Raw genomic sequence first — 14,307 nt, 5'->3', positions numbered from 1 at the left:
CGGCTACAGCTTCGAGAGTTCGTCGACCAGGTCGTCGAGGCCCAGCGACCCCTGCGACAGCGCCGCCATGTGCCAGGCCTTCGCATCGAAGGAATCGCCGTGCGCCTTACGGGCGTTCTCCCGGCCGAGCAGCCACGCACGCTCGCCCAGCTTGTACCCGATGGCCTGGCCGGGCATCGACAGATAGCGGACGAGCTCGCTCTCCACGAAGTCCGCCGGTCGCCCGCTGTGGTTGCCGAAGAACTCCTGGGCCAGCTCCGGTGTCCACCGCTCGCCCGGGTGGAAGGGCGAGTCCGCCGGAATTTCCAGCTCCAGGTGCATGCCGATGTCCACGATCACCCGACAGGCACGCATCATCTGCGCGTCCAGGTACCCGAGCCTGCGCTCCGCGTCCGGCAGGAATCCCAGCTCGTCCATGAGGCGTTCGGCATAGAGCGCCCAGCCCTCGGCGTTGGCGCTGACCAAGCCGACGCTCGCCTGATAGCGGGAGAGCTGGTCCGCGACATGCACCCACTGCGCCAGCTGGAGGTGATGACCGGGCACGCCCTCGTGGTACCAGGTCGAGACCAGGTCGTACACCGGGAAGCGGGTCTCGCCCATGGTCGGCAGCCAAGTGCGCCCCGGGCGGGAGAAGTCCTCCGAGGGCGACGTGTAGTACGGGGCTGCGGCCCCGCCGGGCGGGGCGATGCGGGATTCCACCCGCTTCACCCGGTCGGCGAGTTCGAAGTGGGTGCCGTCCAGCGCGTCCATGGCTTCCGTCATCAGCCCCTGGAGCCACTTCTGCACTTCGTCCACGCCCTCGATGTGCGTGCCGTGCTCATCGAGATGGGCGAGCGCCTCCCACGGCCCGGCGCCGGGCAGGATCTTCTCGGCCTCGGTCTTCATCTCGGCGAGCAGCCGATGGTATTCGGACCAGCCGTACGCGTACGCCTCGTCGAGATCGAGGTCGGTGCCGTTGTAGTAGCGCGACCAGCGGGCGTACCGCTCACGGCCCACGGTGTCCGGTGCGTCCTCGACGGCGGGCGCGTACACATCGCGCATCCAGTCCCGCAGCTCCGCCACGGCAGCGGTCGCCGCGCCCGCAGCGGTGTCCAGTTCCTCGCGCAGCGCCTGCGGGCCGGCAGCCGCGAACACCTCGAACCAACCGCTGCCGGCGGAGCCGTCGCCCGCCCACTCCGCGAGCTGGCCGACGAAGGTCTCGGTGGGGCGCGGACCGCCGAGCAGCCCCCGCTCAAGGCCCAGCGCCAGAGATTCCCGGTAGCCGCCGAGCGCGGCGGGGACGCCGTCCAGCCGCTTCACGACTGCGGCCCAGTCCGCGTCCGTCTCGGTCGGTGTCACGGTGAACACCTCGCGCACGGAATGCGCCGGGGACTGGATGTTACTGACGACGCGCAGCGCCTCATCGGCTTCGTGCACGGCGAGTTCGGCGTTGAGCCGCTCGCGCAGCAGCCTTCCGCAGCGCCGTTCGGCGTCGCTGTCGCCTCCCGGCCTGCGCTCCGCCTCGTCGAGTGCGGCCAGTGTCGTCCGGGCGAGCCCGGCGAGGGCGGCCTGTCCGGCCGGGGAGAAGTCCGGGAGGCGGCTGGAGCTCTCGCTCACGCCGAGATAGGTGCCGGTGATCGGGTCGAGTGCGATCAGGTCGTCGACATAGGCGTCGGCGACCTGGCGGGGCAGTGGGCGGTCGGAAGTCTGTGACATGGGGACATCCTGGTACGTCGGAGAGATCAGCGCCAACACTCTTCGACACCGGACTGCTCCCACCGGGATCCCGAGTTCCCGGCCTTCCGAACCACAGCGGCCTATGCCCCGGTTCCTCGCGCAGGTGGCAACAGCGGGCCGCAGTCCCACTGCTGGAAGATCAGCCGGGTCTCGACCCGGGCGACTTCGCGGCGCGCGGTGAATTCGTCCAGCACCAGACGTTGCAGGTCGGCGGTGTCCGCCACCGCTACGTGCACGAGGTAGTCGTCGGGGCCCGCCAGATGGAAGAGGGCCAGTGACTCGGGCAGGACCCGGATGCGCTCCACGAACGGCCCCACCAGTTCCCGCCGGTGCGGCCGTACCTGGACCGAGAGCAGTGCTTGCAGCCCCCGGCCGAGCTTTGCCGGGTCGAGTCTGAGCTGCTGGCCGAGTATCACCCCGGAGCGGCGCAGCCGCGCCACCCGGTCGAGACAGGTCGACGCGGCCACGCCGACCTCGGCCGCCAGTTCGCGGTAGGTCGTCCGGGCATCGTTCTGCAGCAGGCTGAGCAGATGCAGATCCACCGGGTCGAGTACGACAGATTCGGCCATCCGGCGAACGTAACACGGGATCTTTCCCGCATCCCCTTACGGGTGTTCAGAGTCCAGCCATGGAATCCGATGCCTCGGCCACACCCAGGGCCCTCGCCACCGAAGCCGTGCACGCCGGACGCGAAGACCTCGCCGGCCTCGGTCTGCACGCGGTACCCATCGATCTCTCGACCACCTACCCCTCCTACGACAGCAGGCGCGAGGCGGCGCGCATCGACGAGTTCGCCGTCACCGGCGCCCGCCCGGACGGCCCGCCGGTCTACGCCCGGCTCGACAACCCGACCACGGCCCGGTTCGAGACGGCACTCGCCCGGCTGGAAGGCACCGGGAGCGCCGTGGCGTTCGCCAGCGGCATGGCCGCGCTCACCGCGGTCCTGCTCGCACGGGCGAGCCAGGGGCTGCGTCATGTGGTGGCCGTCCGCCCGTTGTACGGATGCAGCGACCACCTCCTCACCGCGGGACTGCTCGGCACCGAGGTGACCTGGACGGACCCGGCAGGTGTTGCCGACGCGATACGGCCCGGAACCGGTCTGGTGATGGTCGAGACACCGGCCAATCCGACGCTCGCGGAGATCGACATCCGGGCGCTCGCCCACTCCTGCGGATCGGTGCCGCTACTCGTCGACAGTACGTTCGCCACGCCTGTGCTCCAGCGGCCGGCGGAACACGGCGCGCGGATCGTCCTGCACAGTGCCACGAAGTATCTCGGCGGCCACGGTGACGTGCTGGCCGGAGTGGTGGCCTGCGACGAGGAGTTCGCGCGGACGCTGCGCAGGATCCGGTTCGCGACGGGCGGCGTACTGCATCCGCTGGCCGGGTATCTGCTGCTGCGCGGACTCTCGACGCTGTCGGTCCGGATGAAGGCAGCGGCGGCCGGCGCGGCGGACCTGGCCGGCCGGCTGGCGGCCGATCCGCGGGTCGCACGCGTGCACTACCCGAAGCTGGGCGGCGCGATGGTCGCCTTCGAGGTGCACGGAGATCCGCACCAAGTGATCGCCGGTGTACGGCTGATCACCCCAGCTGTCAGCCTCGGGAGCGTCGACAGTCTCATTCAGCACCCGGCCTCCATCAGCCACCGCATCGTGGCCGAGGAGGACCGGCGTTCCGTGGGTGTGAGCGAACAACTGCTGCGGCTGTCCGTCGGTCTTGAGGACGTCGACGACCTGTGGCGGGACCTGGACGGTGCGCTCAGCAACCACTCTGTTCGCTCTGCCCGTAAGGGAGTTCATGCGGAAGACGCGAGCGGTCGGGTGTCGCCGCAAGCCGTGCGGTGATCACCAGCGTGCCGTCCTCGATCTGGTAGTCGATCGGCAGCCCGAGACCGCGCATGGCCGCCACCATCCCGGTATTGGCGGCCTGCGTCACGGCGTACACGCTTTCGCAGCCCGCTTCGTCCGCCATCGCCATCAGCCGGCCGAGCAGTTCGGAGCCGATGCCCCGGCGCTGCCAGTCGTCCTCGACGAGCAGGGCGACCTCGGTCTCGTCGCCGTCCCGGAGAAGGTGGCCCAGGGCGACGATGCGCCCCGAAGCGGTCTGCACGGCGAGGGTGCGGCCGAAGCGGGGGCTCAGCAGGTGGTCGAGGTAGCGGTCGGCGTCGCCCACCGGGCCGTGGTAGCGCAGACCGAGGGTCCGCTCGGTGCACCGGTCGTGCATCGCGCGGGCCGCCTGCACGTCGTCAGGACCGGCCCTGCGCACGGTGATCTCATTGCCCTCGGGCAGTGTGAACACGTCCCGGCTGTGGGGCATCCGTGAGCCGAGCCGGGCGTCGAGCTCGATGAGCGCGCGAGCCCGCGCGAACTCCGTGGGGGTGAACGGGAGATACGGCCGCTCGACGATGATGGCTCCGCCTGACGGGTCGCGCAGCCGCATCACGGTCTCCTGGAGCGCGCCGTCCATGGGGGTCGGATCGTCGGCCGGTGTGCCGTCGGCCGGGGCGGGCAGCGACCGGATCGTGCAGCGGCCCAGCAACTGCCTCAGGGCCAGGGGAAGTTCGGCGGTGTCGAGCGCGGTACGGGTGGCGAGTCCGAGAACCCGGGTCGGGGTGTCGACGAGGTCGTGGGCGTCCGCGCGCTCGATCCATGTGTGGTTCCCGCCCGCCGAGGCGATCTCGTGGCCCAAATGCTGGGCCTGGAACGTGACCGGCGCGCGCAACAGGAACTCGTCGACCGTGCCGTCGGCGAGAGGGTGGGTCTGGAGCGTCAGGATGTCCACCCGGTGACGGGCCAGCGCGGTGCACAGGGCAGCGAGGCTGCCCGGCTCGTCCCGCACGGTCGTGCGCATGCGCCACAGGGCGGTCTCCGGCCGGACCATCTCGTCCTCGTGCGGCGTATCAGCTGCGGCGGCGGGCGGCGGGGCGTGGCTGTGCCGCTGCGCCCACCAGAGGTGGAAGGCGGCCGTACCGGAGAGAGCCACGGCGGCGGCGACGAGCAGAAAGGGGCCGTCGGGTCCGTGCGCGACCAGATCGGCGACGACGTCGGCCAGGGCGACAGCGGTGAACAGGGCAGCCAGTTCGATGAGATCCCGGCGCCAGCGGTGCGGATGGCGGACACTCTTCGCGGAAGTCGTATCAGTCATGGCGTCACTGTGACTCAGCGGTGTTGCGCGATCACGAACACTCTGTGACTGATGGGTTAAGTGTGGTTTTGGTTGATTAAGGCCCATTTTCCGCCAGGCGCGGCGCAGCGCGCGAGATTCCATGCGCCATGGTGATGAAACTGCCATTGAACGTACCCCCTCACCCCAAGTGAACCGATCCCGGCATCAATTGGTTCCTGCCGGCAGCCGGACACCGTGCTCGATCTCTGGCGGTACTCGGATGCGCATCCGAGTACCAGCCGTACGACGCCGTCGCGAGGGTGGACGGTTCCCCGGCCGGACGGCGGCGACCGGAGCGGGGTGAGGTGTGGAACGCGGCCGAACGCGTGGCCGGATGTCGGGGTGGGCTCAGCGGCTGGTGTCCAGGATGACGCGGGCCACCAGTGCGGGATCGTCATTCATCGGAACGTGGCCGCAGCCGGGCAGTCGCACCAGCCGGGCGGCGGGCATGGTGTGCCTGGCGCGGATCCCCTGGCGGCGCAGCAGCAGCCGGTCCCTGGTACCCCAGGCAACGGTGACGGGCACCTTGTTCACCTCGGAGGTGAACAGGACGTCCCGTCCGGCCGCGAGGGTTTCGGCGAACCCCGTCGCGGTGCGCAGTGCCAGGGTCTCCGCCACGACGGCCTCCGGTGAACGGCGGCCGGGCCGTGCGTAGATGGTGCCGGTGAGGGCCGCCCGCCCGGCCGCCGAGCGGGAGAGCCGTTCGATGACGGGGAGCGGCAGGATCCTCGCCCCGTGCCGCATCGCGGTCAGTGTCGAGAAGGCGTAGCGCCGCTCGCCCTGCGTCCAGAACCCGGCAGGCGACAGCGCGGTGACCGACCGGACGAGATTCCGGTTCCCGAGCTCCAGCGCGAGCAGCCCGCCGAGGGAGTTCCCGGCGACATGCGGCCGCTCGATCCCGAGCGCCCCGCACATGGCCCGGAGCACGGGCACCACGGAGGCGAGGTCGTACGGCACGCCCTCGGGCAGCGCGGGCGAAGCGCCGAAACCGGGCAGGTCCACGGCGATCACCTCGCGTTCGGCGGCCAGAATGTGCCGCACGGGGTCCCAGGCCTGCCGGTGGTGGCCGATGCCGTGCAGCAGCAGGAGTGGATCGCCGCTCCCTGCGCGCTCGTACGCGATCGATACGGGGCGGTGACCCGCGGGGGTGTCGACCGTAAAGGTGACCTGGGCGGTCATGCTCTGCTCCCTCTGGTCGGGGGGCTCCCCGATGACAGGGAGGAGAATCTTAGACACTGCGTCAGTAACAATTACCCTCCGGTAGCTTGCACTTCAAGAGGGCGGCGTCGGACGGGTACCTCCTGGACAGCCTCCGATCGGTCGGCTGGGATGGGGGAGTGGCGACCGACACCGTGACGGAACTCTTCGAACAGCACCGCTCCGTACTGACCGGAGTGGCGTACCGCATGCTCGGCCGGGTGGCCGACGCCGAGGACATCGTGCAGGAGGCATGGCTGCGCTGGTCTGCGGAGGACCGCGAGGAGGTACGCGAACCGCGTGCGTTTCTCGTGACGATCACTACCCGGCTGGCCATCGACCGGCTCCGGCACGTGAAGTCGCGCCGCGAGGCGTACGTAGGGCCTTGGCTGCCCGAGCCGCTCGCCACCGAGTACGGCGACACGGTGACGGATACGGCCGAACGGGCGGTCCTGGCGGAGTCCGTCTCGTTCGCCGTCCTTGTGGTGCTCGAATCGCTCTCGCCGCTGGAGCGTGCGGTGTTCGTGCTGCGGGAGGCCTTCGGGTTTCCGTACGGGGAGATCGCGGCCGTACTCGACCGCGGTGAGGCCGCCGTACGTCAGCTCGCCGGTCGGGCCAGGCGTCACGTGGAGGAACGGAAGCCGCGCTACGACGTCGATCCGGTCGAACGGCGTGACCTGACGGAACGGTTCCTGGCCGCGGCGGCGGGCGGGGACCTGGAGCAGTTGCTCTCGCTCCTCGCCCCCGATGTGCGGCTGGTGGGCGACAGCGGAGGCAAGTCCAAGGCGCCGCTGCGGGTCATCGAAACCGCGGACAAGGTGGGTCGCTTCATCCTCGGCACCGCCGCAAAGGGGCTCGCGGGCGCCGAGTTTCGCTTCAGGGAGCTCAACAGCGCTCCTGCGCTCGTGGTGTACATCGAGGGCAAGGTGGACTCGGTGTTCCAGGTGGAGGTCGCTGACGGCCGCATCGCAAAGATATACATCGTGCGCAACCCGGACAAACTCGCCCTGCTTGCCGAGAAGTAACCCCTCGTTCCAGGACGGTTCCGCCTTCAAGGGAACCCCTGACCCCGCGCGCAGAGCCCCGCGAGCCGAGCCCCGCGAGCCGATCTGGCCGCGGGGCTCCGTGCTGTGCGGGACCCCATCGAGAACATCCCGTGAACGCTCTGCGGCAGGACCCGGCTTCGCTCCGTAGCGGGGCGAGGATTGGTCTTGACCAAGGAGAGGCGCCGTCCTACTCTCGCAGGGATAGTGCAGGAACCTTTAATAAATAAGGGCACAGAAAAGCCGCCGGGTTACGGCGATTGCGGAGGATCAGGGTGGGGACCACGCAGCTGGAGTCGGTGCCGGAGCCGAAGTACTGGCATCTCAAGACCGTTCTCAGTGACGCACTGGACTCGGATTTCGCCGTGGGGGAGATCCTTCCGAACGAGCGTGAACTGGCTGCCCGTTTCGGGGTCGCCCGAGCCACGCTGCGCCAGGCGCTGGAACAGCTGGAGCTGGAAGGCCGACTTCAGCGCCGCCGCGGAGTGGGCACCACGGTCGCCCCGCCGCGCGTGGGCGTCGACGTGTCGACCTCGCAGCAGACCTGGCCCGGAGCGTCCGACGACGCCTGGGAACCCGTCGGGTGCGGGGGCACTGTGCCACCGGCCGCGGTGGCCCGGATGCTCGACGTGGAGAGCGACGACGAGGTCCACACGGTACGCAGGATCCGGGTGACACACGGCCAGTCCGTCGCCACGGAACTGCTCTACGTCCCGACCGCGTCCGTGCCCGGACTGTCGGCCATCGACGTGCCGTCGGGCCCTGCGCGGGCCCGTGGGGTGCTGCGCGAGCTCCAGCACCTCAGCCTGGAGGGGCAGGACCGCGCGGTCGAACTCGGCTCGGCCCGTGCCGAGGACGCGAAAGAGCTCGACCGGTTGCCGGGGGCGCCCGTGCTCGTCGTGACCACCCGATACCTCGCCGGGGGCAGGACCCTCGCGGTATCGGTGGCCACCTACCGGGCGGACACCTGCCGGTTGACCTTCGGTGATTCGGGCGACCTGGAGATCAGCGACCAGCTGCCGGAGAAGGCCTGCTGACCCCTGATACGCGCTCATGCGCGGCCCGCCACCGACTTCAGCGGCGGGCCGTCACCGTGCTCTCCACCGCGAACAGTTGCTCCTCCACGTGGTCGAGCGCGAGCCGCAGCGCACCTGTCGCCACCGCGGCCTCGCCGAGCAGGGAGAGCGCGACCTGTGGCGGGCGCAGGCAGTAGCGCGCCAACTCGCCGCGCAGCGGCTCCAGTACGCCGTCGAGCCCGGCAGCCCAGCCCCCGATCACGACCAGTTCCGGATCGAGCGCCAGAACCAGCGCTGCCACATCGTGCACCAACCGCTGGATGAACCGCTCGACGGCGGCCCGGGCCCGTGCGTCGCCCTCCTTGGCATGGGCGAAGACCTCGGCCACAGCGAGCTCGTCCAGCGGATGCAGCGGCTCGTCCGTGGTGGAGAGCAGTTTCTCCGGTGTGACATCGCGGCCCAGCAGATGCAGTGCGCCGATCTCACCGGCTGCACCGCCGAAGCCGCGGTGCAGCCGTCCGCCGATCAGCGATCCCGCACCGGGGCTGAGCCCGGCGAGCACGAAGACGATGTCGTCGGATTCGGTCGCCACGCCCTTCCAGTGCTCGGCGACCGCAGCGGCGTTGGCGTCGTTCTCGACAAGCACCGGGCAACGGAACGAGCGTCGGAGCCGCTCGCCGAGCGCGAGTCCCGTCCACTCGGGAAGCGCGGTGCCCAGCCGTACGGTGCCGTCGGCCTCCACGATGCCGGGGCTGCCGACGCCGACCGCGCGCAGACTGCTGCGTGCCACTCCGGTCCGGCGCAGCACATCGGCGACCGTGGCGCGGACCCGCTCCAGCCGTTCGTCGGCGGATGCTGTCTCCGACACCTCACGGGAACCCGCGCCGAGGATCCGGCCGTCGAGGCCGGAGAGCAGTGCGGCTACCCGGTGCGGCCCGATCTCGATGCCGAGCAGGTGGCCGGCCTCGGCACGGAACCGGAACCGTCGGGCGGGGCGCCCCTGCCGACGGGTCTCACCCTCCTCGGGTGCGTCCTCGACGACCAGTCCGGCCACTATGAGACCTTCGATCACGCCCTCGACCGTCGGCCTGGACAGCCCGGTGATGCGGGTGAGATCGGTCAAGGTCGGGAACACCGCGCCACGTAGTGCGTGGAGCACCACGGACGAGTTGATCCGCCGCAGCAACGAGGGATCCCCGCCGGTCAGCTGCCCCAACGTGTGTCCTCCCAGCTCAGCTCGTGCTTGTGTCTGCCGGATGGTACCGGGTGACCGGGCGGGCGGCGAGTGGAGCCGGTCGCGGGCCCCGGGCCGGCCCCCGGATCAGGCGGGAGCGACGAATCCGGATTCGTACGCGGCGATGACCGCCTGGGTGCGGTCCCTGGCTCCCAACTTGGCCAGCACGGCGCTGACGTGGGACTTCACGGTCTCGGCCCCGATCACGAGCTGGGCGGCGATCTCCGCGTTCGACAGACCGCGGGCCATCAGCCGCAGCACCGCGGCCTCCCGTTCCGTCAGCGCGGCCCGGTCCAGGACTTCGCGGGCCGCGCTGTTGCCGTACTCCGCGGCGAGCGAACGGACCGCGGCCGGGAACAACAAGGATTCGCCCTCGGAGATCAACCGCACCGCGTGGACGATCTCGGCCGGACGGGCCCGCTTGAGCAGAAAACCATCGGCGCCCGCGCGCAGCGCCTCGTAGACGTACTCGTCGTTCTCGAAGGTCGTCACGACGAGGATCTTCGGTGGCGGTTGTGCGGACCGCAGCACCGCCCGGGTGGCCGCGATGCCGTCCAGCAAAGGCATCCGCACGTCCATCGCCACCACATCGGGCCGCAGCTGCCGCACCAGCGGCACCACGGCTGCGCCGTCCGCTGCCTCGCCGACCACTTCGATGTCTGGCTGGGCCTCCAGGACCGCGCGCAGTCCGGCGCGTACGAGAGGTTCGTCGTCGACAAGGAGCACGGTGATCGGCACCCGGTCAGCCTAGGCCGTCCAGCGGCAACTGCGCATACACCCTCCAATCACCCTCGTGGGGACCGGTCTCCGCCGTCCCGCCCAGCAGAGCCGCACGCTCCCGGATACCGCGCAGTCCGCTGCCGCCGGGCGAGCGGCCTGCGGCGCCACTCAGCGGATTGGTCACCTCCAGGTCGAGCAGACCGGCCACCACGGCGATCCGTACGCGCACCGGAACGGGGCCCGAGTGACGCAGCACATTGGTGAGTGCCTCCTGGAGGATGCGGTACCCCTCCCGGGAGATGGGGCCGGGCACCAGCTCCACCGGACCGCTCACCTCGGCCTCCACCTTCGCCCCTGAGGTGCGCGCGGACTCCAGCAGCCGGTCCGCCTCGCTGAGGGACGGACGCTGCCCCACCGGTGTGCCCGACTCCCGGAGAATGAGCAGTACGCGCTCCAGATCGTCGAGTGCTTCCCGCCCGGTCTCCTCGATCGCGGCCAGCGCCCGATCGGTGAACGCCGGGTCCTTCACGGCCCGCGCCGCGCCGGCCTGCACCACAGCCACCGTCAGGGCATGACCGATGGAGTCGTGCAGCTCGCGCGCGATGCGGTTGCGTTCGAGCAGTTGCTCGGTGCGCTCCTCCAGTACGGTCAGCCGCTGGGCCGCCGACGGCCCGAGCAGCCGACGTCCAACCACGGTGATCAGCGCCCCGGATGTGATGACGCTGAAGGGAATCGCGGCTGCCACCAGGGGGACGAGCAGCGCGGACCACCAGGAAGCGACGGCGAGCAGCCTGGGTATCAGCAGGGCCAGCTGCGCAGGCAGGAGCAGCGCCGGGACACTGAACAGCAGCCTTGCCTCCAGCCACAGCACCGTGCGCCAGCGGTCGGCCCATGTCAGGGACGATGCCACGGCGATCGAGGCATCGGGGCGCCCCCGCTCGTGCGGGGTCAACAGCAGCTGGGCCTGTATCCCTTCCTCCAGTCTGACCGCCGGGACGAGCCCGACCGGAATGACCAGGAGGGCGGGTACGTAGAAGTCGCGCATGTCGATGAACAGCCACACGGCGACAAACGCGAGCGGGACGCACATGTGCAGCCATCGCGTGTAGGTGACCGGGCGCAGTATCGGCCGGAGCAGGCGGAGCATGCCGATATCGTGCCAGCCCCACCGGTGCGGGCGGCTCCCCCGCACGGGGGATCCGAACTCCCCGCACGGGGGACGCGGCAGGCGTGGGCCGGCCGTCACGCTGAAGACATGACCAGCATCGATGTCCAGGAACTCACCAAGGAGTACGGGACCACCCGCGCTGTGGACCGGCTCACCTTCAGTGTCAGGCCCGGCCGGGTCACCGGCTTCCTGGGCCCCAACGGCGCCGGCAAGTCCACGACGATGCGGCTGCTGCTGGGCCTGGACCGTCCGACTTCCGGTACGGCCACGATCGGTGGGCGGAAGTACACGACTGCCGCTCAGCCGCTGGGACTTGCGGGGGCGCTGCTCGACGCGAACGCCGCGCACGGAGCTCGCACGGCCCGCGACCATCTGCTTGCTCTCGCTGTCAGCAATCGCATATCTGCCCGCCGGGTGGGCGCGGTCCTGGAAGAGGCGGGCATCGCGAGTGTCGCGGACCACCGCATCAGGACGTTCTCGCTCGGCATGCGGCAACGACTCGGAATAGCCGCCGCCCTGCTCGGGGAACCGTCGGTACTGCTGCTGGACGAGCCGTCGAACGGGCTGGATCCCGAAGGAATCATCTGGATCCGTGAGCTGATGCGGCGTCTCGCCCAAGAGGGCAGAACGGTTCTGGTCTCCAGCCATCTGATGAACGAGACCGCCTCGTTCGCCGATCATCTGGTGGTCCTGGGCAGGGGCAAGCTGCTGGCCGACACCCCGACACGGACGTTCATCGACTCACGCATCCGGCCCCGAGTGCGATTGCGGACCCCGGATGCGGACCGTCTGCGCGCTCTTCTGCTGAGGGAGGGGTTCGCTCTTGTCGAGTGCGAGGACGGTCGCCTGGTGGTCGAGGGAGCGCGGGTCGAGGACATCGGTCCCGTTGCCGCGGCGGAGGGCATCGCGCTGCTGGAACTCACTACGGAGGAAGCCACGTTGGAGCAGGCCTATCTCGACCTCACAGCGGACCTGGCGCAATTTGTGGCCCGCCGCACCACTGCGAAGCCGATGGGAGCCGCCACCCCTCCCTGACCCCGCTGTCAGCCTCGAACTCGAACTTCACCTCGTACATGGATGTATGCGCGTACGGCCCAGGAGGTATGAGACATGTCTTTTCCCGCGGTTCTCCACTCGGAGTGGATCAAGATCCGCTCGGTGCGTTCACTCGGAGGTGCGCTGCTGTCAGTGTTTCTGGCCACTGTGGCTTTCTCCCTGCTCGGCAGTGCCACCGTGGGGCACGAGAATGCGGGCAAGCCAGATATTTCGACCCCGTGCTCACCTCGTTCTTCGGCCTCAACTTCGGTCAGATCGCCGCTATTGGTTTCGGTGCGACAGTTGTTGCGGGCGAGTACCGAAACGGTGGTGTCCGTCTTGCCCTCACCGCGGTCCCGCGCAGAGGCCTGTACTACGCGGCGAAGTTGACCGCGATCGGGGCTCTTGTCCTCGCGGTCGGTCTGATCACCAGCCTCACCTGCTTCCTCGTCGGCCAACTGCTGATCGGCAGAGCGGGTATCGGCATCGGTGACCCCGGTGGGCTGCGGTCCGTTGTGGGCTGTGCGCTCTATCTGGCTCTCATAGCGCTGTTCGCCGCGGGCCTGGCAGCTGTCCTGCGGAGCGGGCTCGCCGTCATGGGGATACTCATCCCGTTCGTTCTTCTGGTCTCCTTCGTGATCGGAGATGTGTCCCGGAGTGCGAGCCTCGCCGACTTCCTGCCGGACCGGGCAGGCCAACAGGCCCTGCTCCAGAATCCTTCAGGTCAGCTGGGTCCCTGGAGCGGACTCGCTGTGATGGCCGGTTGGGTGGCAGCCGCCGTCGGGGCGGGCTGGGCGGCGCTGAGCCGCCGTGACGCCTGAACGGAGGTCACGGGCGAAGGAGGCGCTACGTGAGCCAACTGTCAGTGGTACCAGGTTTACTGACGTGATGACCACCGCCCAGTACCTTGCCGCCATCGACCTGTTGCGGGCCCGTCCGTTTCCACCTCGGCACGGCAGATCGGAGACGGGCACCAGCGGGCCCGGGTACCACGTGGTGGCGCTGTGCACGAGTGAGGACTTCTGGGACGACGACGGCACCCGTCGCCCGGAAGTGGAGGACCAGTACGAAGCGGAGTGCGAGTCACTGGCCATCGCACTCGATGAACGCTGGGGCGCGTCGCAGATGTTCAGCCTCTGGAGTGTGCTGAGCCGGCAAACGGAGGGGGAAGACATCCCCGAACCCTGGAGCGAGCTGTGCGGCACCACGCCGTACCTCCATCTCTGGAAGGTGGAGGAGCGATGGGTCGCTCTCGGCGTCGGCCAGTGGGACCAGGAGCTGCAATTTCAGTTGATCGCTACGGTCACCGAGATCGATCCGCCCTGAGATGTGGTCGACATGGGCGGAACCGATCGGTACGTGGCAAGAGAGGGCCGGCGGAAGACAGCAGGCAGGAGACGGCAAGCAAGGGACAACGGGCGAGCGGCACGGGAGTGACAGCGGAGCGACCCGTCACCTGGTTCAGGACCCGGCCTCGCTCTCCACGGCCGTACGCAACCGGCCGTACTCCTCCGCCATGGTCTGCGCGGTCCAGTGGGCGTTGAGTCCACTGGGGTTGGGCAGGGCCCAGATCCGGGTGGAACCGATCGTCCGTGTCTGCGGTCCGATCCGGGCCTTGAGGTCGCCGAAAGCCGTGCGGTATGCGGTGACACCCACGACGGCGAGCCACCGCGGTCGCAGCTTCTGCACCTTCGCAGTCAGAGCCCGCCCGCCCTCGCGGTACTCGTCGGCGCTCAGCTCATCGGCCCGAGCCGAGGCCCGTGCCACCACGTTCGTGATGCCGAGGCCGTACGTCAGCAGCTCCCGCTGCTCGGAGGGGGCCAGCAGGCGGGGAGTGAAGCCCGACAGGTGGAGTACCGGCCAGAAGCGGTTGCCGGGCCGGGCGAAGTGGTGGCCCGTCGCAGCCGTCATGAGCCCGGGGTTGATGCCGCAGAAGAGCACACTCAAGCCCTCCGCGACCACATCGGGAACGAGGCGGTCGCGGGCGGCTTCGAGTTCTTCGGGCTTCATGCCG

The 14,307-nt window shown here is 69.6% G+C and carries 14 protein-coding genes; 6 read left to right on the top strand and 8 right to left on the bottom strand.

All coding sequences use genetic code 11. The annotated features are described in order from the left end of the window. Positions 1-3 precede the first annotated feature (3 nt). Entirely contained in the window at positions 4-1,695 is a 1,692-nt protein-coding gene (locus tag OG709_RS04260) for a DUF885 domain-containing protein (protein WP_250300745.1), read from the bottom strand. Positions 1,696-1,796: 101 nt separating this feature from the next. Next, complete coding sequence (locus OG709_RS04255; protein ID WP_250300743.1) at positions 1,797-2,285, bottom strand: Lrp/AsnC family transcriptional regulator; 489 nt, start codon at positions 2,283-2,285, stop codon at positions 1,797-1,799. Between the two features lie 59 nt (positions 2,286-2,344). On the opposite strand from OG709_RS04255, the gene OG709_RS04250 reads away from it, so the two are divergent. Beyond that, on the top strand, positions 2,345-3,559 hold the full coding sequence (locus OG709_RS04250; RefSeq protein ID WP_266644166.1) for a trans-sulfuration enzyme family protein: 1,215 nt from the start codon (positions 2,345-2,347) through the stop codon (positions 3,557-3,559). Here OG709_RS04250 and OG709_RS04245 read toward each other — a convergent pair. After that, the gene (locus OG709_RS04245; protein ID WP_329164868.1) at positions 3,474-4,859 is read right to left on the bottom strand and encodes a GNAT family N-acetyltransferase; all 1,386 of its coding nucleotides are present in this window, start codon (positions 4,857-4,859) and stop codon (positions 3,474-3,476) included. The genes OG709_RS04250 and OG709_RS04245 overlap by 86 nt on opposite strands. A 369-nt stretch (positions 4,860-5,228) precedes the next feature. After that, on the bottom strand, positions 5,229-6,059 hold the full coding sequence (locus tag OG709_RS04240) for an alpha/beta fold hydrolase (RefSeq protein ID WP_326695284.1): 831 nt from the start codon (positions 6,057-6,059) through the stop codon (positions 5,229-5,231). A gap of 158 nt (positions 6,060-6,217) precedes the next feature. Here OG709_RS04240 and OG709_RS04235 point away from each other — a divergent pair, with 158 nt between their 5' ends. Continuing rightward, the gene (locus OG709_RS04235; RefSeq protein WP_326695285.1) at positions 6,218-7,102 is read left to right on the top strand and encodes an RNA polymerase sigma-70 factor; all 885 of its coding nucleotides are present in this window, start codon (positions 6,218-6,220) and stop codon (positions 7,100-7,102) included. Positions 7,103-7,395: 293 nt separating this feature from the next. Beyond that, entirely contained in the window at positions 7,396-8,157 is a 762-nt protein-coding gene (locus tag OG709_RS04230) for a GntR family transcriptional regulator (protein ID WP_250300738.1), read from the top strand. A gap of 37 nt (positions 8,158-8,194) precedes the next feature. Here the strand turns inward: OG709_RS04230 and OG709_RS04225 are convergent, their stop codons facing one another. The 3 genes from OG709_RS04225 to OG709_RS04215 all read right to left on the bottom strand — a co-directional run bounded on the left by OG709_RS04225 (position 8,195) and on the right by OG709_RS04215 (position 11,237). Next, the gene (locus tag OG709_RS04225; RefSeq protein ID WP_250300736.1) at positions 8,195-9,352 is read right to left on the bottom strand and encodes an ROK family protein; all 1,158 of its coding nucleotides are present in this window, start codon (positions 9,350-9,352) and stop codon (positions 8,195-8,197) included. Positions 9,353-9,457: 105 nt separating this feature from the next. Further along, entirely contained in the window at positions 9,458-10,108 is a 651-nt protein-coding gene (locus OG709_RS04220; RefSeq protein WP_250300735.1) for a response regulator transcription factor, read from the bottom strand. A 4-nt stretch (positions 10,109-10,112) separates the two neighbouring features. Next, a complete protein-coding gene (locus OG709_RS04215; RefSeq protein ID WP_266644173.1) occupies positions 10,113-11,237 on the bottom strand; it encodes a sensor histidine kinase in 1,125 nt (374 codons plus the stop codon). A 108-nt stretch (positions 11,238-11,345) separates the two neighbouring features. Between OG709_RS04215 and OG709_RS04210 the strand changes: the two genes are divergently transcribed. The 3 genes from OG709_RS04210 (at position 11,346) to OG709_RS04200 (ending at position 13,619) form a co-directional block, all read left to right on the top strand. Then, positions 11,346-12,293: an ABC transporter ATP-binding protein gene (locus tag OG709_RS04210; RefSeq protein WP_266644175.1), complete on the top strand. Its 948-nt coding sequence runs from the start codon at positions 11,346-11,348 to the stop codon at positions 12,291-12,293. Between the two features lie 239 nt (positions 12,294-12,532). Then, positions 12,533-13,114, top strand: a complete 582-nt coding sequence (locus OG709_RS04205; protein WP_329164865.1) for an ABC transporter permease — start codon at positions 12,533-12,535, stop codon at positions 13,112-13,114. 67 nt (positions 13,115-13,181) lie between these two features. Beyond that, positions 13,182-13,619 carry a hypothetical protein gene (locus OG709_RS04200; RefSeq protein ID WP_250300729.1) on the top strand — a complete coding sequence of 146 codons (438 nt, stop codon included), beginning with the start codon at positions 13,182-13,184 and terminating at the stop codon, positions 13,617-13,619. Between the two features lie 135 nt (positions 13,620-13,754). Here OG709_RS04200 and mug read toward each other — a convergent pair whose 3' ends face one another. Next, on the bottom strand, positions 13,755-14,303 hold the full coding sequence (gene mug, locus OG709_RS04195) for a G/U mismatch-specific DNA glycosylase (RefSeq protein WP_250300728.1): 549 nt from the start codon (positions 14,301-14,303) through the stop codon (positions 13,755-13,757). Between the last annotated feature and the right edge of the window lie 4 nt (positions 14,304-14,307).

This window comes from Streptomyces sp. NBC_01267, from assembly GCF_036241575.1.
Classification (GTDB): domain Bacteria; phylum Actinomycetota; class Actinomycetes; order Streptomycetales; family Streptomycetaceae; genus Streptomyces.
This window is presented reverse-complemented; position numbering and strand designations above follow the sequence as displayed.

What these genes read in the sequence shown, in the direction of transcription:
- OG709_RS04260 (WP_250300745.1), bottom strand. Translation starts at nt 1,695, where the DNA reads ATGTCACAGACTTCCGACCGCCCACTGCCCCGCCAGGTCGCCGACGCC.
- OG709_RS04240 (WP_326695284.1), bottom strand. Translation starts at nt 6,059, where the DNA reads ATGACCGCCCAGGTCACCTTTACGGTCGACACCCCCGCGGGTCACCGC.
- OG709_RS04250 (WP_266644166.1), top strand. Translation starts at nt 2,345, where the DNA reads ATGGAATCCGATGCCTCGGCCACACCCAGGGCCCTCGCCACCGAAGCC.
- mug (WP_250300728.1), bottom strand. Translation starts at nt 14,303, where the DNA reads ATGAAGCCCGAAGAACTCGAAGCCGCCCGCGACCGCCTCGTTCCCGAT.
- OG709_RS04210 (WP_266644175.1), top strand. Translation starts at nt 11,346, where the DNA reads ATGACCAGCATCGATGTCCAGGAACTCACCAAGGAGTACGGGACCACC.
- OG709_RS04255 (WP_250300743.1), bottom strand. Translation starts at nt 2,285, where the DNA reads ATGGCCGAATCTGTCGTACTCGACCCGGTGGATCTGCATCTGCTCAGC.
- OG709_RS04215 (WP_266644173.1), bottom strand. Translation starts at nt 11,237, where the DNA reads ATGCTCCGCCTGCTCCGGCCGATACTGCGCCCGGTCACCTACACGCGA.
- OG709_RS04245 (WP_329164868.1), bottom strand. Translation starts at nt 4,859, where the DNA reads ATGACTGATACGACTTCCGCGAAGAGTGTCCGCCATCCGCACCGCTGG.
- OG709_RS04200 (WP_250300729.1), top strand. Translation starts at nt 13,182, where the DNA reads ATGACCACCGCCCAGTACCTTGCCGCCATCGACCTGTTGCGGGCCCGT.